This is a genomic window from Pseudomonas sp. B7(2017), assembly GCF_002112745.1.
Lineage (GTDB): Bacteria > Pseudomonadota > Gammaproteobacteria > Pseudomonadales > Pseudomonadaceae > Aquipseudomonas > Aquipseudomonas ekonensis.
The window spans coordinates 645,086-665,026 of the sequence record NZ_NEIP01000002.1; the positions used below are offsets into that span (position 1 = coordinate 645,086).

General features: G+C 62.5%; 19 protein-coding genes. 11 read left to right on the forward strand and 8 right to left on the reverse strand.

Annotation, left to right across the window (positions count from 1 at the left end; genetic code table 11):
• Positions 1-71 precede the first annotated feature (71 nt).
• The 11 genes from rpsA to CAG29_RS06490 all read left to right on the forward strand — a co-directional run bounded on the left by rpsA (position 72) and on the right by CAG29_RS06490 (position 11,896).
• Positions 72-1,757, forward strand: a complete 1,686-nt coding sequence (gene rpsA, locus CAG29_RS06440; protein WP_085578045.1) for a 30S ribosomal protein S1 — start codon at positions 72-74, stop codon at positions 1,755-1,757.
• A 215-nt stretch (positions 1,758-1,972) separates the two neighbouring features.
• The gene (locus CAG29_RS06445; RefSeq protein WP_085578044.1) at positions 1,973-2,251 is read left to right on the forward strand and encodes a hypothetical protein; all 279 of its coding nucleotides are present in this window, start codon (positions 1,973-1,975) and stop codon (positions 2,249-2,251) included.
• A gap of 139 nt (positions 2,252-2,390) precedes the next feature.
• Positions 2,391-2,684 (forward strand): integration host factor subunit beta, encoded by a 294-nt coding sequence (gene ihfB / locus CAG29_RS06450; RefSeq protein WP_077047287.1) that lies wholly within the window; start codon positions 2,391-2,393, stop codon positions 2,682-2,684.
• Positions 2,685-2,712: 28 nt separating this feature from the next.
• A complete protein-coding gene (locus CAG29_RS06455) occupies positions 2,713-2,952 on the forward strand; it encodes a LapA family protein (protein WP_085578043.1) in 240 nt (79 codons plus the stop codon).
• Between the two features lie 236 nt (positions 2,953-3,188).
• Positions 3,189-4,265: a dTDP-glucose 4,6-dehydratase gene (gene rfbB / locus CAG29_RS06460; protein ID WP_085629763.1), complete on the forward strand. Its 1,077-nt coding sequence runs from the start codon at positions 3,189-3,191 to the stop codon at positions 4,263-4,265.
• Complete coding sequence (rfbD, locus tag CAG29_RS06465) at positions 4,262-5,155, forward strand: dTDP-4-dehydrorhamnose reductase (protein WP_085693996.1); 894 nt, start codon at positions 4,262-4,264, stop codon at positions 5,153-5,155. The genes rfbB and rfbD overlap by 4 nt, the downstream gene beginning before the upstream one ends.
• Positions 5,152-6,042 carry a glucose-1-phosphate thymidylyltransferase RfbA gene (rfbA, locus tag CAG29_RS06470; protein ID WP_085578040.1) on the forward strand — a complete coding sequence of 297 codons (891 nt, stop codon included), beginning with the start codon at positions 5,152-5,154 and terminating at the stop codon, positions 6,040-6,042. Before rfbD ends, rfbA begins: the two co-directional genes overlap by 4 nt.
• 187 nt (positions 6,043-6,229) lie before the next feature.
• Positions 6,230-7,672 (forward strand): mannose-1-phosphate guanylyltransferase/mannose-6-phosphate isomerase, encoded by a 1,443-nt coding sequence (locus tag CAG29_RS06475; protein ID WP_085578039.1) that lies wholly within the window; start codon positions 6,230-6,232, stop codon positions 7,670-7,672.
• A 149-nt stretch (positions 7,673-7,821) separates the two neighbouring features.
• Positions 7,822-9,186, forward strand: a complete 1,365-nt coding sequence (locus CAG29_RS06480; protein ID WP_085694012.1) for a phosphomannomutase — start codon at positions 7,822-7,824, stop codon at positions 9,184-9,186.
• A gap of 101 nt (positions 9,187-9,287) precedes the next feature.
• Positions 9,288-10,514, forward strand: coding sequence for a glycosyltransferase family 4 protein (locus tag CAG29_RS06485; protein WP_139831346.1), 1,227 nt, complete (start codon positions 9,288-9,290; stop codon positions 10,512-10,514).
• Complete coding sequence (locus tag CAG29_RS06490; protein ID WP_085693998.1) at positions 10,511-11,896, forward strand: glycosyltransferase family 1 protein; 1,386 nt, start codon at positions 10,511-10,513, stop codon at positions 11,894-11,896. Before CAG29_RS06485 ends, CAG29_RS06490 begins: the two co-directional genes overlap by 4 nt.
• Before the next feature lie 49 nt (positions 11,897-11,945).
• Here the strand turns inward: CAG29_RS06490 and CAG29_RS06495 are convergent, their stop codons facing one another.
• The 8 genes from CAG29_RS06495 to CAG29_RS06530 are packed head-to-tail and all read right to left on the reverse strand — an operon-like array spanning position 11,946 to position 19,918.
• Positions 11,946-13,232, reverse strand: a complete 1,287-nt coding sequence (locus CAG29_RS06495) for a glycosyltransferase (protein ID WP_170930364.1) — start codon at positions 13,230-13,232, stop codon at positions 11,946-11,948.
• 8 nt (positions 13,233-13,240) lie between these two features.
• On the reverse strand, positions 13,241-14,278 hold the full coding sequence (locus CAG29_RS06500) for a glycosyltransferase family 4 protein (protein WP_085578035.1): 1,038 nt from the start codon (positions 14,276-14,278) through the stop codon (positions 13,241-13,243).
• On the reverse strand, positions 14,275-15,312 hold the full coding sequence (locus CAG29_RS06505; protein WP_085694002.1) for a glycosyltransferase family 4 protein: 1,038 nt from the start codon (positions 15,310-15,312) through the stop codon (positions 14,275-14,277). Before CAG29_RS06505 ends, CAG29_RS06500 begins: the two co-directional genes overlap by 4 nt.
• Entirely contained in the window at positions 15,312-16,415 is a 1,104-nt protein-coding gene (locus CAG29_RS06510; RefSeq protein ID WP_085578033.1) for a DegT/DnrJ/EryC1/StrS aminotransferase family protein, read from the reverse strand. Before CAG29_RS06510 ends, CAG29_RS06505 begins: the two co-directional genes overlap by 1 nt.
• A 10-nt stretch (positions 16,416-16,425) precedes the next feature.
• Positions 16,426-17,055 carry an acetyltransferase gene (locus CAG29_RS06515; RefSeq protein ID WP_085578032.1) on the reverse strand — a complete coding sequence of 210 codons (630 nt, stop codon included), beginning with the start codon at positions 17,053-17,055 and terminating at the stop codon, positions 16,426-16,428.
• Positions 17,052-18,356, reverse strand: a complete 1,305-nt coding sequence (locus tag CAG29_RS06520) for an FkbM family methyltransferase (protein WP_085629773.1) — start codon at positions 18,354-18,356, stop codon at positions 17,052-17,054. Before CAG29_RS06520 ends, CAG29_RS06515 begins: the two co-directional genes overlap by 4 nt.
• A gap of 5 nt (positions 18,357-18,361) precedes the next feature.
• Positions 18,362-19,105: an ABC transporter ATP-binding protein gene (locus CAG29_RS06525; RefSeq protein WP_085578030.1), complete on the reverse strand. Its 744-nt coding sequence runs from the start codon at positions 19,103-19,105 to the stop codon at positions 18,362-18,364.
• 12 nt (positions 19,106-19,117) lie between these two features.
• Complete coding sequence (locus tag CAG29_RS06530; protein ID WP_085578029.1) at positions 19,118-19,918, reverse strand: ABC transporter permease; 801 nt, start codon at positions 19,916-19,918, stop codon at positions 19,118-19,120.
• Between the last annotated feature and the right edge of the window lie 23 nt (positions 19,919-19,941).

Genomic DNA, 19,941 nt, shown 5'->3' on the forward strand with positions numbered 1-19,941 from the left:
AATGAAACTGATCCATGCCGTCTGGGGTGTGGCTATGGGCGTATCCTTCGCCCTAATCTACAGGAATTAAAATGAGCGAAAGCTTTGCGGAACTCTTTGAAGAAAGCCTAAAGTCCCTGAACCTTCAGGCAGGCTCCATCATCACCGGCGTTATCGTTGATATCGACTACCAAATGGGCTGGGTAACCGTCCACGCTGGCCTGAAGTCGGAAGCACTCATCCCTCTGGAGCAATTCAAGAGCGATTCGGGTGACCTGAACATCAACATCGGTGACGAAGTTCACGTTGCTCTGGACTCGGTTGAAGACGGTTTCGGTGAAACCAAACTGTCCCGTGAAAAAGCCAAGCGCGCTGAATGCTGGATCGTTCTGGAAGCAGCCTTCGCAGCCGAGGAAGTGGTCAAGGGCGTTATCAACGGTAAGGTTAAGGGCGGCTTCACTGTCGACGTTAACGGCATCCGTGCGTTCCTGCCAGGTTCCCTGGTTGACGTCCGTCCAGTGCGCGACACCACGCACCTGGAAGGCAAAGAGCTGGAATTCAAGGTCATCAAGCTGGACCAGAAGCGCAACAACGTTGTCGTTTCCCGTCGCAGCGTCCTGGAAGCCGAGAACTCCGCCGAGCGTGAAGCTCTGCTGGAATCCCTGCAGGAAGGCCAGCAAGTCAAAGGTATCGTCAAGAACCTCACCGATTACGGCGCATTCGTCGATCTGGGTGGCGTGGACGGCCTGCTGCACATCACCGACATGGCCTGGAAGCGCATCAAGCATCCTTCCGAGATCGTCAATGTCGGCGACGAGATCGACGTCAAGGTTCTGAAGTACGATCGCGAGCGTAACCGTGTTTCCCTGGGCCTGAAGCAACTGGGTGAAGACCCGTGGGTTGCCATCAAAGCCCGTTACCCGGAAAGCACCCGCGTCATGGCGCGCGTGACCAACCTGACCGACTACGGCTGCTTCGCTGAGCTGGAAGAAGGCGTTGAAGGTCTGGTGCACGTTTCCGAAATGGACTGGACCAACAAGAACATCCACCCTTCGAAAGTCGTACAAGTCGGCGACGAAGTGGAAGTCATGGTTCTGGACATCGACGAAGAGCGTCGTCGTATCTCCCTGGGCATCAAGCAGTGCAAGTCGAACCCATGGGAAGACTTCTCTGGCCAGTTCAACAAGGGCGACAAGATCTCCGGCACCATCAAGTCGATCACCGACTTCGGTATCTTCATCGGCCTGGACGGCGGCATCGACGGTCTGGTTCACCTGTCCGACATCTCCTGGAACGAAACCGGCGAAGAAGCCGTGCGTCGTTACAAGAAGGGTGACGAGCTGGACACCGTTATCCTGTCGGTTGACCCAGAGCGCGAGCGCATCTCCCTGGGCATCAAGCAACTGGAAAGCGATCCGTTCTCCGAGTACGTTCAAGAGAACGACAAGGGCGCTATCGTCAAGGGCACCGTGAAAGAAGTTGACGCCAAAGGCGCCATCATCGTTCTGGCCGACGACATCGAAGCGACCCTGAAAGCCTCCGAAATCAGCCGTGACCGCGTTGAAGACGCGCGTAACGTCCTGAAAGAAGGCCAGGAAGTCGAAGCCAAGATCATCAGCGTTGACCGTAAGAGCCGCGTAATCCAGCTCTCGATCAAGTCGAAAGACGACGCTGAAGAGAAAGAAGCCATCCAGAGCCTGAAAGCAGCTCCGGAAGGCGAAGCAGTCGACACCACCATGGCGGCACTGCTGAAGCAAGCAATGGCCAAACAGAACTAAGTTCTGATCGGTCATGAAAAAGGGCGACTTCGGTCGCCCTTTTTTGTGCCTGCGATTTGACGTTCGCGGTCTTGATGAAGCGGTTTCGGCAACTGAATGAAACCGGATCGTTTTTTTTGCGGTCTGTTTCTCTGGGCGGATCAATTGCCCAATCGCAGCTAGGCTTGAATTGAAGAGTGCAGTGGTCGGGCTGTTTGCCTGGCATAAGGATCGGAATGAGCAAGCTGATTGTTTTGTTTGCAATGTTGGCGTTGGCGGGGTGCACGACTGGCGCAAAGACGCATGCGGTGCACGGCGTCAGCGGCATAGAGGTTGACTGTTCGGGGTTGGGGTCCGGATGGGACAGGTGTCTCAAGCGGGCCGCCAAGGAGTGCAAGGGGGCTGGCTACAAGGTGTTGGCGAGATCCGACGACGCGAAGGAGGAGGACGTCTTTCCTTTCGGGTTCAACCCGGCAGGCTACGTGACGCGCACCATGCTGGTGATCTGTCGGTGACTCCGCAGCCGTCGCAGGGCCGAAAGCGGGTGTTTCCGGGGCGTTGAAGATATGTCAATCCCTGGGCTGTTCAAATTCTTCAGGGCGTGCTAAAACCTTTGAAGCGCTGATCTAGCTGCTTGAAAAAGAAGGGAAAAACATGACGAAGTCGGAGTTGATCGAACGAATTGTCACCCATCAAGGGCTGCTCTCATCCAAGGATGTGGAGTTGGCCATCAAGACCATGCTTGAGCAAATGTCCCAATGCCTGGCGACCGGGGATCGCATCGAGATCCGTGGCTTCGGCAGCTTTTCCCTGCACTACCGTGCGCCGCGCGTCGGCCGCAACCCAAAGACCGGCCAATCCGTCAGCCTCGACGGGAAGTTCGTTCCGCACTTCAAGCCTGGCAAGGAATTGCGTGACCGTGTGAACGAAGAGGAGGAGGGGCTTTGATCGTCATGCTGCTTTCCGGGGAGTCGGCATGAGCCCTCTCAAACGTATCGTGGCAGGCGTCTTCCTGCTGGTGCCGGTGCTGGCCACCCTTGCGTTCATGCTGGAAAACCAGCAACCGCTTTCGCTGCGCTTCATGGGTTGGGTCGGCCCCGAGCTGCCTGTGTCGTTGATCATGGTGCTGGCGTTGCTGTTCGGCATGTTGATCGGCCCGCTGATCGGTTGGCTTTTCGGGCGGTCGTCCAGGGCGTCCCGCAAACGTCTCGCCTGACACATGCGGCGACAAAGCCGAATGTCGATGCTGTTCCGTTTGATCCGCAGCCTATCCAGATCCATTAGTAAATCGTTCATTAAGCTGTAAAATGCCGCCCTGACCGACTGGAGGCATCTTTGCGCTTCCGTCAGGACCGATTTCGATAGAGGCCTCTTCGTTCAGGGGCTTTTGTATTCGTGGATTTGACATCGCCCGGTCGGCGATCCGTCAGCAGCTCAAGGGTATGACTTCGCGTGAAAATTCTCGTAACCGGCGGTGCCGGATTCATCGGCTCGGCCGTTATCCGTCACATCATTTCCAACACGCCCGATTCCGTGGTGAACGTCGATAAGCTGACCTACGCCGGTAATCTCGAATCGTTGGCGCAAGTGAGCCAGGACGAGCGTTACGTTTTCGAGCGGGTCGACATCTGCGACCGCGGGCAGATCGACCGCGTCCTCAATGAGCATCAGCCGGATGCGATCATGCACCTGGCCGCGGAGTCCCACGTCGACCGCTCGATCTCCGGGCCGTCCGAATTCATCCAGACCAACATCATCGGCACGTACACCCTGCTTGAGGCCGCGCGCCAGTACTGGGGCGCGATGGACGAGGCGCGCAAGGCGCGCTTCCGCTTCCATCACATCTCGACCGACGAGGTGTACGGCGACCTGGAAGGGCCGGAAGACCTCTTCACCGAGACCACGCCCTACCAGCCGAGCTCCCCGTATTCGGCGAGCAAGGCCAGTTCGGACCATCTGGTTCGCGCCTGGGCCCGTACCTATGGCCTGCCGACCCTGGTCACCAATTGCTCCAACAACTACGGCCCCTGCCATTTCCCCGAGAAGCTGATCCCCCTGATCATTCTCAACGCGCTGGAAGGCAAGCCGTTGCCTGTGTACGGCAAAGGCAACCAAGTGCGCGACTGGCTGTATGTCGAAGATCACGCGCGGGCGCTCTACAAGGTCGTGACCGAGGGCGTCGTCGGCGAGACCTACAACATCGGCGGACACAACGAAAAGCAGAACATCGAAGTGGTGCATGCGCTTTGCGCCTTGCTCGATGAGCTGCGTCCGGAATCCGCCCATCGCCCGCATGCGGACCTGATCACGTATGTCCAGGACCGTCCCGGCCACGACCAGCGGTATGCCATCGATGCCAGCAAGATCCAGCGTGAGCTGGGCTGGGCGCCCGAGGAAACCTTCGAGACCGGCATCCGCAAGACCGTCGAGTGGTACCTGAACAACGCGGAGTGGGTGGCCCACGTCAAGAGCGGCAGCTACCAGCAGTGGATCGAGCAGAACTACGCGGGCCGTTCGGGCAAGCCATGAAGATTCTACTGCTGGGCAAAAGCGGGCAGGTGGGCTGGGAGCTGCAACGCTCGCTCGCGCCCCTCGGCGAGCTGATCTGCTTGGATCGTCATGGGGCGCCGGGGCTGTGCGGAGATCTTGCCGACCTGGACGGTCTGCGCGCGACCCTGCAAACGGTGCGGCCGGACGTCATCGTCAATGCCGCGGCCTACACCGCCGTCGACAAGGCCGAGGCCGAGCGGGAGTTGGCCGAACGGGTGAATGCCCAGGCGAGCCGGGTCATGGCCGAGGAAGCGGCGCGCCTGGGGGCGTGGCTGATCCACTATTCCACCGATTACGTCTTCAGCGGCGAGGGGGCCGCGCCTTGGCTGGAGACCGATGCGGTGGCCCCGCTGAACCACTACGGCGCCAGCAAGGCGGCGGGTGAGCAGGCGATCATCGCCAGCGGCTGCAAGCACCTGATTTTCCGCACCAGTTGGTGCTATGGCTCCCGCGGCGGCAATTTCGCCAAGACCATGCTGAGGCTGGCCCGTGAGCGCGCAAGCCTCGACGTCGTCGCCGACCAGGTCGGCGCGCCGACCGGTGCGGACCTGATCGCAGACGTCACGGCCCACGCCATCCAGCAGGTCCAACAGCGTCCCGAACTGGCAGGCGTGTATCACCTCGTGGCCGGCGGTGAGGTGTCCTGGCACGGCTACGCCGCTTTCGTCATCGGCCTTGCCCGGGACCTCGGCGAGGAGCTGGCGGTCACGCAGATCAATCCGATCGATTCCGCCGCCTATCCGACCCCGGCCCGCCGCCCCCTGAACTCGCGGCTGAGCAACCAGAAACTGCGCGACAACTTTTCTTTGCACTTGCCGGATTGGCAAAGTGGCGTCACACGAATGCTTAGGGAAATTCTCAACAAATGATCAAGACAAACCGTAAAGGCATCATCCTGGCCGGCGGCTCGGGCACCCGTCTGCATCCGGTCACGCTCGGTGTGTCCAAGCAGTTGCTGCCGATCTACGACAAGCCGATGATTTTCTATCCGCTGTCGGTGCTCATGCTGGCCGGCATGCGTGAAATCCTGATCATTTCCACCCCTGAAGACTTGCCCAATTTCCGCAAGCTGCTGGGCGACGGCAGCCTCTACGGCATCGAGCTGAGCTACGCCGAGCAGCCAAGCCCCGACGGCCTGGCGCAGGCGTTCATCATCGGCGAGTCGTTCATCGGCGACGATCCGTGCTGCCTGATCCTGGGCGACAACATCTTCTACGGGCAGTACTTCACCGAAAACCTGCGTTCGGCCAATGCCCAGCCTTCCGGGGCGACGGTGTTCGGCTATCACGTCAGTGACCCGGAGCGCTTCGGCGTGGTCGAATTCGACGCATCGGGCAGCGCCCTGAGCATCGAAGAGAAACCGCTGAAGCCCAAATCCAACTATGCGGTCACCGGGCTGTACTTCTACGACAACAAAGTGGTCGAGATCGCGAAAGGCATCAAGCCATCGGCGCGCGGCGAGCTGGAAATCACCGACATCAACCGCGCGTACCTGGAGCAGAAGACCCTCAACGTCGAAATGCTGGGCCGCGGGTTCGCCTGGCTGGACACCGGTACGCACGATTCGCTGCTGGAGGCCGGGCACTTCGTCCACACCATCGAGCACCGTCAGGGGCTGAAGGTCGCGTGCCTGGAAGAGATCGCCTACAACAACGGCTGGATCGACGCAGAGCAACTGAAGGTTCAGGCCGAGCGTCTGAAGAAGACCGGTTACGGTCAGTATCTTCAGAAGCTGCTGGACCACCCGACGATGTGAGGCCGGCCGTTCTGTCGGTTGCTGTGGCCCGTATGCACGTGCCGAGTGATCTATGGGGGGCTGGCGCTGTAGAATGGCCGCCAGCGGCGAGGGTTTTGCACTGAATCCGGTGCACGAACGACCAGAAACATAACTGAACCCGCTTGCCCGCCGGTCATCCGCGGGAAGGGGCTTAAGGATTTAGAGCATGGAACTGATTCCCGTAATTTTGTCTGGCGGAGTGGGCAGCCGGTTGTGGCCGGTTTCCCGTGAGGCCCATCCAAAGCCGTTCATGGAGCTGCCGGATGGCCAGAATCTGATCCAGAAGACGTTCCTGCGCGCTTCGCGCCTGGAAGGGGTTGTCGAAGTCCTGACGGTCACCAACCGTGAGCTGCTGTTCAAGACCGAGGACGAGTACGGCCTGGTCAACAAGGCCGGGCACGCCCAGGGCTTCATCCTCGAGCCGTTCGGTCGCAACACCGCAGCCGCCGTCGCTGCGGCGGCGCTCTCGCTGGAGGCCAGCCACGGCGCCGACGCCCACATGCTGGTGCTGGCGGCCGACCACCTGATCAAGGACGAGAAAGCGTTTGCGGCGGCCGTGGCCAACGCCGTCACCCTGGCTTCCGAGGGCTGGCTGGTCACCTTCGGCATCCAGCCGACCTATCCTGAAACCGGCTTCGGCTACATCGAGGCGCAAAAGTCCGCTCCGCTCAAGGGCGGCCTGAAGGTGGCGCGTTTCGTCGAGAAGCCGAACCTGGAAACCGCCCAGGGCTACCTCAGCGCCGGCAACTACTTCTGGAACTCCGGCATGTTCTGCTTCCGCGTCGGCACGGTGCTGGAGGAGCTGCGCCAGCACGCTCCCGACGTCGTCGCCGCGGTCGCCAAGACCATCGAGGCGTCGCGCCTGACGTCGTCCGACAACTACCGTTGCCTGGCCCTGGACAGCGGGCTGTTCGCCCAGGTGCCGGACATCTCCATCGACTACGCGCTGATGGAGCGTTCCCAGAAGGTCGCGACCATCCCTTGCGACATCGGCTGGAGCGACATCGGTTCCTGGAACGCGGTGAGCGAACTGACCCCGGCGGACGAGAACGGCAACCGGTTCGAAGGCGAGGTGCTGGCCCACGACTCGCGCAACAACTACGTGAACAGCGAAGAGCGCCTGACCGCCCTGGTCGGCGTGGAGGACCTGCTGGTCATCGACACCCCTGACGCCGTGATGATCGCCCACAAGGATCACGCCCAGGACGTGAAGCACATCGTCAGCCAGCTCAAGGCCTGCAGCCACACGGTGCACCTGCTGCACCGCACGGTCCATCGCCCGTGGGGCACCTACACCACCCTGGAAGAGGGCAAGCGCTTCAAGATCAAGCGCATCGTCGTCAAGCCGAAGGCCTCGCTGTCGCTGCAGATGCATCACCACCGCAGCGAGCACTGGATCGTCGTCGAGGGCATGGCGGTGGTGGTCAACGATCAGCAGAAGCTGATGCTGAACACCAACGAATCGACCTTCATCCGCGCCGGCCACCAGCACCGTCTGGAGAACCCGGGCGTGATTCCGCTGGTGCTGATCGAAGTGCAGAGCGGCGATTACCTGGGCGAGGACGATATCGTCCGCTTCGAAGACAACTACGGCCGCGTCGACAAGTAACTGCGGGCCGGACGCCATAAGCCTGACCGGTGCATGTTCTGCCGGTCAGGCTTATTTGCATGTGTCGATCTTCGACACCCATCCATCCCGACGGCGCGCAGCGGATGTTCCCGGCGTGCCGTCACCTGAATCCCGAGCAAGAGACCAGCATGCATACCCCTATCAAGACCCAGTGCTTCAAGGCTTACGACATTCGCGGCCAGGTGCCTTCGGACCTCAATGAAGAGGTCGCCTACCGGATCGGCCGGGCGATGGTCACTGAGCTTCAAGGCAAAAGCATTGTGCTGGGTCGGGACATGCGGCTCGAGAGCCCGATGCTGGCCGAGGCGATGACGCGGGGCCTGCTCGAAGCCGGCGCCGATGTGATCGACATCGGCCTGTGCGGCACCGAAGAGGTGTATTTCGCCACCAGCGCGTTCGGCGCCGACGGCGGCGTGATGATCACGGCCAGCCACAACCCCAAGGGCTACAACGGCATGAAGCTGGTCAAGTCGCAGTCGCGGCCGATCAGCGGCGACACCGGGCTCAACGCCATCCGCGACCGCGTCGACAGCGGTGACCTGGGCCCGCTGGCCGCCACGCCGGGCAGCGTTCGCGTCGAGGCGGACAAGGGGCGCTACATCGAGCACCTGCTGACCTACATCGACGTCGCCGCGCTCAAGCCCCTGAAGGTCCTGGCCGACCCGGGCAACGGTGCCGCAGGCCCGGCGCTGCAGGCGCTGATCGACCGGCTGCCGTTCGAGTGGGTGGTCATCAACGCCGAGCCGGACGGCCATTTCCCCAACGGCGTGCCCAACCCGCTGCTGCCGGAAAACCGTGACCTGACCCGCCAGGCCTTGCTGGACAACGGCTGCGACATCGGCCTGGCCTGGGACGGCGATTTCGACCGTTGCTTCTTCTTCGACGGCAACGGGCGGTTCATCGAGGGTTACTACATCGTGGGCCTGCTGGCCGAGATGCTGCTCAAGCAGCACCCGGGCAGCAAGATCATCCACGACCCGCGACTGACCTGGAACACCATCGACCAGGTCGAGCAGGCCGGCGGCGTCCCTGTGCTGTGCAAGACCGGGCACGCGTTCATCAAGGAGCGCATGCGCCTGGAAGATGCGATCTACGGCGGCGAAATGAGCGCCCACCACTACTTCCGCGACTTTGCCTACTGCGACAGCGGGATGATTCCGTGGCTGCTCGTGGCGGCCTTGATGTCCGCCACCGGCAAGACGCTGGCCCAGCTGGTCGACGAGCGGATTGCCGCTTACCCCTGCAGCGGCGAGGTCAACTACCGGGTGGCGGACGTGCCGGCGGTGCTGGAGAAGGTGCTGGCGCATTACCTGCCGCACGGCCCGGAGCTCGACAAGACCGACGGCATCAGCCTGTCCTTCGGTGACTGGCGTTTCAACCTGCGCGGTTCCAACACCGAACCGCTGTTGCGGCTCAATGTCGAAGCGAAGGGCGACGAGGCGCTGATGCAGGCGCGGTTCAAGGACGTCGAGGCGCTGATCACGGGCGCCTGAGGCTCCGGGTCTTTTGGCAGCCAACGGCGACCGCGCTTCTGTGAGCGAAGAGGTCAGGCGCGGTCGCCGGTCGCGAAGCATCAATTCTGAAGGTTCATAATTTGAAAACGGTTTTATTGCTGAGTACCTATCCGATCGCCAGTCCCCGGCACGGCGGGCAGGTGCGGGTGGCCAACATCGCCTCGACCTTCGAGCAAAGCGGCTGGAGCGTGACTCACCTGGCGGTCTATGAGCCGGAAGGGTATCCGCCGTCGACGCTGGGGCCGAACGACGTCAAGTTCCCGGCCGGCAGCGACTTCAGGAAGTACAAGGGCGCGTACGTGCCCTTGATCAATGACCTGCTTTCGGGGGAGTTCGCGGCCTCGGAGCAGGGCGGGTTCCCGGAGATCCTCAAGAAGCTGCCGCCGGCCATCGACGTCATCCATGTCGAGCAGCCGTGGCTGTGGCCGCTGGTGCTGAAGATCAAGCAGATGCCCCAGTACCGCAACGCCTGCCTGATCTACGGTTCGCAGAACATCGAAGCGCCGCTGAAGCAGGAAATCCTCGACAGCTACGGCATCAAGGGCGCAGCGCCGGTGATCGCCGACATCGAGGCGCTGGAGCGCAAGGCGGCGCTGGAGGCGGACATCGCCGTGGCCGTCACGCAGGCGGACTATGACATCCTCAAGGCCTGGGGCGCGGCGATGCCGCTGCTCGCACCCAACGGCATCGCGCCGTGGACCGCCAAGGCCGAGGTTCTGGAGACCTGGAAGGCGCGCCTGCCGGAATCGCCGTGGATCCTCTACGTCGCCAGTGCTCACCCGCCGAACTTCAAGGGGTTCAACGAGTGCCTGGGCAGTTCCCTGGCGTGCATCCCGCCGGACAGCAAGCTGGTGGTGGTCGGCAGCGTGTGCGAGCACCTGGAGGCGACGCTGCGCGACAGTCGTTGGGGCCAGCTGAACCTGTCGCGCCTGCAGTTGCTGTACATGCTGCCCGACGAAGACCTGGATGCCGTGAAGACCCTCGCCCATGCGTTCCTGTTGCCGATCCCCCATGGCGGCGGTTCGAACATCAAGACGGCGGAAGCCATCTATTCGGGCAAGTATGTGGTCGGGACCGAGTCGGCGTTCCGCGGGTTCGAGCAGCATCTGAGCCAGCCGGAAATCAGCGTCGCGCGTTCGCCCGCCGAGTTTCACGCCGCGATCCGCGGCCGTTTGACCGGGCCGGCGTCGACAGAGGGCAAGGGGCCGGACAGAGCGTCCCGTGAGCCGTTGACCTGGGCCCGGAGCCTGGAACCGATTCCGCAAGCAGCGGCACAAGTCATTGAGAAGAAGGCGCAAGAGGCATGACCACCTGGTTTGATGTGACGACCATTCTGGGCTGGCGCCGGCCAGCGGTAGGCATTATCCGCACCGAGGCGGAAGCCGCTGCCCACGCGCTTGAGCTGATCGCTGCCGGCGAAGACGTGAAGTTCTGCGCCTACGACCATGCCGCCGGCTACGCGGCGGTCTCGGCCGGTGACGTCGCGGCCACGCTGAAGCGCATTTCCGGCGCCCACGCCGTGGCGCCAGGCAAGGTCGCCAGCGGCGCCGCGAACAAAAGCTCGATCGAAGCCCGGCTCAAGGATAAGGCCATCAAGGTGCTGAACCGGCTGCCGACGCGCCTGAGCGGGCGGATCTATCAGTTCTTCCAGCAGCGTCGGGTCTCGATCGTCGAGGCGGTGATCGGCGTGCGGCATTTGCGTTCGGCGGCCAAGGCCTTCCTGAAGCCGGCCAACCGCGGTTACGTGTTCGCGCCGGTTGCCCGCAAGGCCGGCATCGCCGGGCATCCCTTCTCCAGGGGCGACAGCTACATTTCCGTCGGCCTGGATTGGGACAACAAGGATCTGCCGTACCTGTACGAGCTCAAGAAGAAGGTCGGCCTGCGGGTCGTCCTTTGCTGCTACGACGTGATCCCTGTGCGCTTGCCGCACCTGTGCGTGGGTGACGTGGCGGCCAAGTTCGCCAACTACTTCACCGATGTCGCCTGGTGCGCGGACAAGATCCTGTGCATTTCGGAATGCACCCGCAAAGACCTGATTTCGCTGCTCGGCGAGTTGGGCGCGCCTGTTCCGGAGACGGCGGTGGTCAAACTGGGTTGCCAGTTGTCCCATGAGTTGAGCGACGACATCAGCGCGGACGTGAAGGCCCTGCTGAAGGAGCGCTTCGTGCTGTTCGTGTCCACCATCGAGCGTCGCAAGAACCATGAGGTGCTGTACCGGGCCTACACGCGCCTGGTCGACAAAGGCGTGCAGGACCTGCCCAAGCTGGTGTTCGTCGGCATGCCGGGCTGGGGCGTGGGGGATCTGCTGATGGACATCAGCCTTGATCCGCGCACGAAAGACCATATCCGCATCCTCAACAATGTCTCCGACTCGGATCTGATGCACCTGTATCGCCATTGCATGATGACGGCCTTCCCGTCCCTATACGAAGGCTGGGGCCTGCCGGTGGCGGAAAGCCTGGCGGCGGGCAAGTACTGCCTGGCCTCCAGTGCGGCTTCGATTCCGGAGGTCGGTGGGGATCTGCTGGATTACCTGGAGCCGTGGGACGTCACGGTGTGGGCGGCGGAGCTGGAAAAGTACGCCTTCGACCCGGCGGCGTTGGCCGCCAAGGAAGAGGCGATCCGCCAGCGCTACCTGCCGGTGGCCTGGAAAGAGACCGCTCAGGTCGTTTTCGACAGTTCGAGATAGTCAGGCGTCGGTGGCGCAGGCCCGGCGATCCGGGCCTGCGCCGCGAGACCTAGACGATGGTGTTGGTGTTGAACACGCTCAGCGGCGCCTGAATGTCCGCCGTCGCCAGCAGGGCAGGGTTGGCCGACCATTGTTCGATGATGCCTGAAAAGTGATCGACGGCCTTGAGCAGCACCTTCGCCCGAAGCGAAGCGCCGACTGCCAGCTCCAGCTTCTGTGCGTAGTTTTCGGCCGTGAACGTTTCCCGTGCCCACGCTTGTGCCCGCTGCCCGATGGCATTGGCCGATGTCCGGTCCTCGTGGAGCGAAAGGAAGATCCGTTTCAGGTCCTCCACTTCATTGTCCGCCGATATCTTCAGGACGCACGCGTCGGGCAGCTCACTGTAGAAGCCGGTGTCCGTGACGATCGTGGCCTTGCCGTAGAGCATCGCTTCGATGGCCGAGGCGGAGGCGGCCTCCAGGCTGGGCCAGCGCAGGCAACTGATGACATCCGCTTCGCGGATGGCTTCGGACAGCGCCGCGTCATCGACCTCGTTGGAGATGATCAGCTCGACGCCGCTGTCGAGCGCCAGCTCGGACAGTCGTTTTTCCGTTTCCGGAAGGATGGCGCCGACCAGTCGGTAACGGACGTTCGCCCGCAGTGAAGGGCTTTCGGCGATGGCCTGGATGCAGCGTTCGACCCGCTTGTTGGGGTTGACGTGGCCGATGGTCAGGACATTCAGACGGTCACCGCCGGTGTGCCCGTCGTTGCCTGTGGCGCCGGGGGCGTCGTAGGCCAGCGGCGTCACGTAGACCGGGCCGGCACAGGCCGCCAGCACGCGCTCGCAACCCCAATTGCTGTGGGTGATCACGGTGCTGGCCATCGAGCTGATCCACTCGGTGAGCGGGGCTTCGTTGAGGGTCTGGCTGATGAAGACCGAACCGTCATGGATCTGGAAGTACCCCTGCGCAACGGCGTTTCCATACCACTGCTCCAGGATCCTGACCGCCTCTTCGCGCCGGTTCTGCGACCAGCCGAAAAACAGATGCCCGAGAAAGAAGTCGTGCAGGCAGACGACGCCGGGAGCCTTGGTCAGCCAGGCGATGCCGCCTTCATGGAACTCGTAGCTGTTGCCGATCTGATAGACGCATTCGTCGGCCGCTTCGATTTCCCGGGCGACTTGGGCTTCGTCGGTCCATGGCAGCACGGTGCAGCCGAAGTCGTGCAGCTCGTCGACCGTGACGTGCTGGCTTTCGGTGCGGACCACCACGACCTGGTGTTGCTGGGCCAGGAGCTGGCGGACGACGAGCCGGGTCATCCGGCCGATGGCCGACGTCTTGACGGCCGGCGTGAACATGACAAGTTTCATTTGATCAGTGCCTCGACCGTCTCCGGCCAATTGATGCCCAGGCTGTTCCACAGCGTCTGTGCCCCTTCCCCGTACTGTCGGGTCCTGGCCCTGTTCTCGTAAGCGGCGTTCATCGCTTGCGCCAGGCTCTCCGCCGACGGCTCTGCCCGCCATCCGGTTTCGCCGGGCACCACCAGGCCGAGGATCCCGCCGCTGTCGGTGGTCGTGATCAATGCCTTGCGGGCGGTCGCCGCTTCCATGCTGACGTAACCCAACGAGTCTTCGTCGAACGGAATGTAGGCAACGGCCAGCGCACGGTTGACGTAGTCCACGTAGGTCGCGCGAGGCAGGAAGCGCAGGTCGAGCCTGACGCGGTCCTGCAGGCCGAACTGCTCGATGATCGCATGCAGTTGCTGTGTGTCGGCAGGCGTTTCGGGCGGGCCGGCAATGATCATTTTCACGCGCCGGTCGGCTTTGGCCAGGGCTTGCAGCAGCAGGTACTGGCGTTTCATGCCGTTGACCCGGCCGCCCGCGAAAATGTAGCCGTCGTCTTCGCCGCCGGTGAAGGCTTCCGGGTCGTTGACGGGCGGAAGCAGCACTTTGGAGTCGAAGCCGTTGTACTTGAGCAGGCGCTGTCGGGTGACTTCCGAGTTGGTGTAGATGTGCCGGCTCTGCGCGAAGGTCTCGTTGTCGGCATGGGCGATGGCTTTGCGGATGTCCGCTCCGGTCTCGCCTGGGGGCAGGTTGGTCTGGCCCGCATCGTACAGGTCATAGGCTTGCCGGTACTGGTGCAGCAGCCACAGCGATTTGCGGTGGTGGCGCACCAGGTACGCCGGAAACTTCAGGGCGATGACATGATCGGTATTGGCGATCTCCAGCGTCCGCGCCAACAGCATCTGCGACGGGATGCGGGTGGCCGGCTCCCATTGGAAGGGGATCCGCAGGATTTCCGCGTCATGCCCGGCGACGGTCAGGTTCTTCTGCAGATTGACGGCCAGCTCTTCCGCGCCCCCCCAGATGAAGGGCGCCATGTTGTTCACGATCAATACTTTCATGCCAGAAGACGCTCCAGAACCTGTGTCCAGGAGATCTTCAGGTCGACCAGCCGCTGACTGGCATTCCTGCCCATGGTTTGGGTCACGTTCTTGTCCCGGTAGAGTTTGTCCATGGCGTCGGCCAGGGATTCGGGGGTCGGTTCGGCGACGTAGCCGTTGTGCCCGTCCTGGACCAGCTCCAGCACGCCGCCGGAGTCCGAGGTCGTGAGGATCGGCTTCTGCGCGTGGCTGGCTTCCAGGCTGGGGTATCCGTAGGAGTCTTCGTCCAGCGGCAGATAGGCGGCGGCCAGGCACTGCGACAGATGCTCCACCTTCTCCTCCTCGCTGATCCAGCGGTCTTCCAGCGTGACCCGGCCCGCGACGTTGCAGGTCTCGATCGCCTGCCGGAGGGCGTTGCCGTAGTCCGGGCTCGCGCCCGTTCCCAGGATGCGCAGGCGAACCGGCGTGGTGGTGTAGCTCAACGCCTCGATGAGCAGGTGCTGGCGCTTGTAGTGCTCCAGGCGGCAGATGTAGACGATCTCGTCGTTGTACCCGGCGCAGAAAAAGCGCTCCGGCTGAAAGACCGGCGGATACAGGACTTCGCTGTCGATGCCGTTGTAGGTCTTGAGGCGTTGGGAGACGACTTTCGAGTTGCTGAACACGGTCTTCGCTTCACCCATCGCCAGGGTGTCCACCTCCATCAGGGATTGGCGGATCGCCCGGTTCTCGGCGTTGTCGGGAAAGTCCCGGTACGGGGTGTCCCACAGGTCGTAGAAGGTGCGGATGTGGTGAATGAACCACAGAATCTTGTGCGGGTGCGGTATCAGGTGCGCCTGAGGGCGGAAGCAGATGACCCGGTCCGCCGCCTGCAGGTCCACCCAGCGCAACGCCATCATCTGCTGGAACAGGATGTCGGGCGGAGCGTCGTACTCCGGAAGGTACACGACCTCCACCTGATGTCCGGCTTCGATCAGGGTCGAAGCCAGCCAGTCGACGATGTTTCTTCCGCCGCCCTTGATGAAAGGGACGAATGAAGAGCAAAGGGCGATTTTCATCAGGCCGCCAAGACCTCACGCAAGCTGGCCGCGATCCTGATGATGTCTTCGCGGGTCAGGTCCTGGTGGGTCGGCAGGTTGATGCCGCGGCCGGACCACAGATCCGCCACCGGATAGATGCCGTCTTCCTTGTAGGGCGGCAGGACGTGCATCGGGTAGAACACCGGCCGGGTCTCGATGCCCATCGCGTCCAGCTTCTGCATGACGGCGTCGCGTTTGTGCTCGTCGCCGTCAGCCAGGAAGATGTTGTACATCCAGAACACCTGCTTGGCCCAGGCCGCCTCGGTAGGCAGGACGATCTTGTCCTTGAGGTCGGCCAGCGCCTCGTCGTACCAGTTGGCGATCTGTTCGCGGTCTGCCAGCGAGGTGGCGATGCCTTCCATCTGGGCCAGGCCGATGGCGGCCTGGATGTTGGTCATGCGGTAGTTGTAGCCGATCACCGGGAACCAGTAGCGACGGTTCGGATCCATGCCCTGGCCGCGGAACAGGCGCAGCTTGGCGGCCAGCGCATCGTCGTTGGTGGTGACCATGCCGCCTTCGCCGGTGGTCACGATCTTGTTGCCGAAGAAGCTGAAGGTCGCGCACGTGCCGAGACTGCCGACCTTGCTGCCCTTGACCTCGGCGCCGTGGGCTTCGGCGGCGTCTTCGACGACCCACAGGTTGTGTTTGCGGGCGATGTCGTTGATCACGTCCATCTGCGCCGGATGGCCGTAGAGGTGCACCGGGATGATGCCCTTGGTCTTGGAGGTGATCTTGCTTTCGATGGTCTGCGGATCGATGTTCATCGTATCGGCGCACACATCCACCAGCACCGGGGTGGCGCCGCAGTAGCGGACGGCGTTCGCGGTCGCGATGTACGTCACGGTCGGAATGATGACTTCGTCGCCGGGCTGCAGGTCGAGCACGACCAGCGCCAGGTGCAGGGCGGTGGTGCCGTTGTTGGTCGCGATCGCGTGCTTGACCCCGCAGAAGGCCGCAAAGCTTTCTTCGAAGGCGGTGATGTACTTGCCGTTGGAGGAAATCCAGTTGGTGTCCAGGCAATCGAGTACGTACTTGCGCTCGTTTCCGGCAAGCTTCGGTTGTGCAACGGAAATACGTTTCATGTCTCTTCCTTCAAAATTTGTTTAAAGCTTTGGCCGGCACGCCCACAACCGTGACTGCCGAACCGACATTGGAAATGACGACGCTGCCGGCGCCTACCATGGAAGACTCGCCGATGCGAATCTCCGGAATGATCTTGCTGCCTACGCCGACGAAACTGAGGTCGCCGACCTGGACGTTGCCCGCCAGTGCGCACTGGGGGGCGATGTGGACGGCCTGGCCCAGGACGCAGTCATGGTCGATGGTGGCGCCGGTGTTGACGATGCAGAGGTCGGCTATCGTCGCCTCGGCATTGATCACGGCGCCCGCCATCACGGCGACCCCTGCGCCAAGCCGGGCCGAGGGCGAAACGGTGGCGGCCGGGCTGACGGCGTTGACCAGCGTGAAGCCCAGGGCGGTGGCCTTGGCGGCGAGCTTGTTTCGGACGGCGTTTGCGCCGATGGCGACGAACACCCGCCGATAGCCTTCATTGAAGAGCGCGGACAGGTGGTCGTCACTTTTCAGCACGGGGATGCCCACGCAGGTGTCCGGGCTGTCCGGATTGCCGACGCAGCAGGCGACGGTGTCGCCCTGGGCCTGCAGCAGTTCGATGCAGACCTTGGCATGCCCGCCGGCGCCTATGACGATGACTTCGGTCTTCATGCTTGCGTCCTTGCGGCTTGCATTGATTCGGGGGAGGTGAAAAGCAGGTTGACGGACTCGGCCTGGGACAGCCGTTCGGCCGACCAGTCTTCGAGATCGCCGGTTTGGTCGTTGACGACGTTGAAGGCTAGCCCCAGGGCGGTGAAATGTCGCAGCCAGTCTTCGAGCGCGATCGAGTTCCGTTTCAGGTGGGACAGGCCAAGCTCGACGATGATGAACATGTGCGGGTTGGTCGAAAGCAGACGTTTTGCGCCTTTGACGATATCGATCTCGGCCCCTTCCGCATCGAGCTTCAGCAGCCGCGCGGTCTGGAGTTCGGGCAGGAACTCATCCAGGGTGGTCGTTGAGATGTCGACCGATGCCGCAGACGAGAACGACGGGGTCTCGAGTTCGTAGAGCGAGTGGTGGCCGCTGGTGGCACCCAGGTGCAGCTTGTGGGTGCCCGTGGTGTCCGACAGGGCGTAGTGGGAAACTTCGCTGATCTCGGAGAAGCCGTTGAGCCACAGGTTCCTTTCGAGCATTTTGCGGGTGGGTTCGAACGGCTCGAAGGCGATGACCTTGCCGCGTCCCGCCATCGCCCGGGCCGCCGCGATCGAATGCATGCCGATATTGGCGCCGACATCGATGTAGGTGTCGCCCGGGCGGACGAGCCGTTCAATGAGCTTTCGGGTTCCGGGCTCCAGCTCCCCGGCTTCCATCAGGTTGGCCAGAAGGGCATGGTCCTTGGCGCCGCACAGGACATAGCCGACAGCCGACTTCACCAGGGTCTCGTCGGATCCGGAGTTGATGGCGACGCGGTTGACGTCGATGAGCGAGTAGTGCTCGATGCGGTCCAGCTGCGGTCCGGCCTTCTCCAGGGGGAGCTGCTCGGCAATGAGTTTGCGAGAGAGCGAGGTCTGAACATTGGCCGCATTCGCCAGGCGTTGGAGCTCCTGCATGATTTGCCGGGTTTGCTCTTGCTGATGTTCCTGCAGCCTGGCGAACTGCTGCTGCATTTCCTCGCGCAGGGCGCTGGTGAAATAGCTGCGTACACGAAAGAGCACTGGACGCGCGAAAGGCTTGGTCGCGCGATAGGCGCTGCGGGCCAGTCGTCGAAGCACTCGTTTGATCTGGTGTCGTAACATCGTGCTGATCCTCGTTCGGGCGCCGCCGGCGACATCGCCCACGCTGTGGACGGCTGCCTCGGCGATGTCGGCCGGTGCGGCTGCGACAGGCTGGACGACTGCAGCGATCCGCATGCGCCTGGACGCCGAAGTGAATGCCATTGCGATGTCAACGCCGTTGCGCTTGATGCTGTTCACTGGCTTCAGCCTCCGAAGTACGCAGCGGTGACGGTCGCCGGGTCGCCGTCCATCTTGATCTTGCCGTGCTCCAGCCACAGCACCCGGTTGCAGGTGTGCATGACCAGTTCGCGCGAGTGGCTGGCGATCACCAGGATGTTGGTCGACTTCACCAGTTCGTTCATGCGGATTTCGGCCTTGTGCTTGAAGCCTTCGTCGCCGACCGACAGCCATTCGTCCATCAGCAGGATTTCCGGCTTGATCGTGGTCGACACCGCGAACGCCAGCCGCAGGTGCATGCCCGAAGAATAGGTGCGGATCGGCATGTCGACGAAGTCGCCCAGCTCGGAGAACTCGATGATCTCGTCGAGCTTTTCGGTGATCTGCGCCTTGGTCATGCCGAGGATGGCGCCGCGCAGGTAGATGTTTTCCCGGCCGGTGGCTTCCGGGTCGGTGCCCAGGGAAATGTCGATCAGGGAGCCGATCTCGCCGTCGATCCGGGCGGTGCCGGAGGACGGTTCGTAGACGCTGCTGAGCAGGCGCAGCAGGGTGCTCTTGCCGGCGCCGTTGTGGCCGAGCAGGCCGACCCGGTCGCCGTCGCGCAAGGTGAACGTGAGGCCTTCGAGGGCCCGGACGATGACGCGGCCCTGCTGGTCGGCGCCGAGTTGCCCGCCGGTGGCCACCTGGATCAGGCGTTTCTTCAGGGAACGGCCGTTGGCGTTGTAGATCGGGAAATCCACGCTGACGTTATTGAATTCGATCAAGGACATTGGGAGTTCTTCTCAGAGCCAGTAAGCGATGCGGCGCTTGTAGCGGCCATACACCATGAGGGCGACGATCCAGCCGATCACGGCCATGCTCACGGAGAACCACCAGTTGGTGGCGGTCGGCATCTGTCCGATCAGCGGGGAGCGGACCACGGAGATGACGTGGTAGACCGGGTTGAGGTCGAGCAGGTAAAGCCCGGCGCGCTGCGGCAGCAGGCTCGGCATCCACATGATCGGGGTGAGGTAGAACACCACTTGCAGCAGGCTGCCGACGATCTGCGGCAGGTCGCGGTAGCGGGCGCAGAGGATGCCCAGCAGCAAGGCGATCCAGGTCAGGTTGACCAATGCGAGGATGAAGCCCGGAATGCTGATCAGGGCGAGCCAGGTCAACGGCTTGCCGACGGCCAGCAGCACGAGCGGGAAAATGACGATGTTGTGCCCCAGGATCAGGATGTTGCGCCAGATCATGCGCAGGATGTGGGTGAACAGGGGAATGGGCAGTTGCTTGATGATGCCCTCGGCGGCGATGAAGCCGGTGCAGCCTTCGGTGACCACGGTCGACATGAAGCTCCAGAGGATCATGCCGATGGCCAGGAACGGAAGGAACTCCTGCATCGGGGAATTGAAGATCTGGCCGAACACCACGCCGATGGTGCCGATCATCACGCCCATGCTGATGGTCAGCCAGAAGGGGCCGAGCGCGGACCTCCTGTAGCGCTGTCGCACGTCTTGCCAGCCTAGCGTCCCTACCAAAGCGTACCGCCTTGTCGCGGCGATGATGTCCGACACGGCGATACTTACTGAACCATTGCGCATTAAGAGCACCAGATTATTGATCA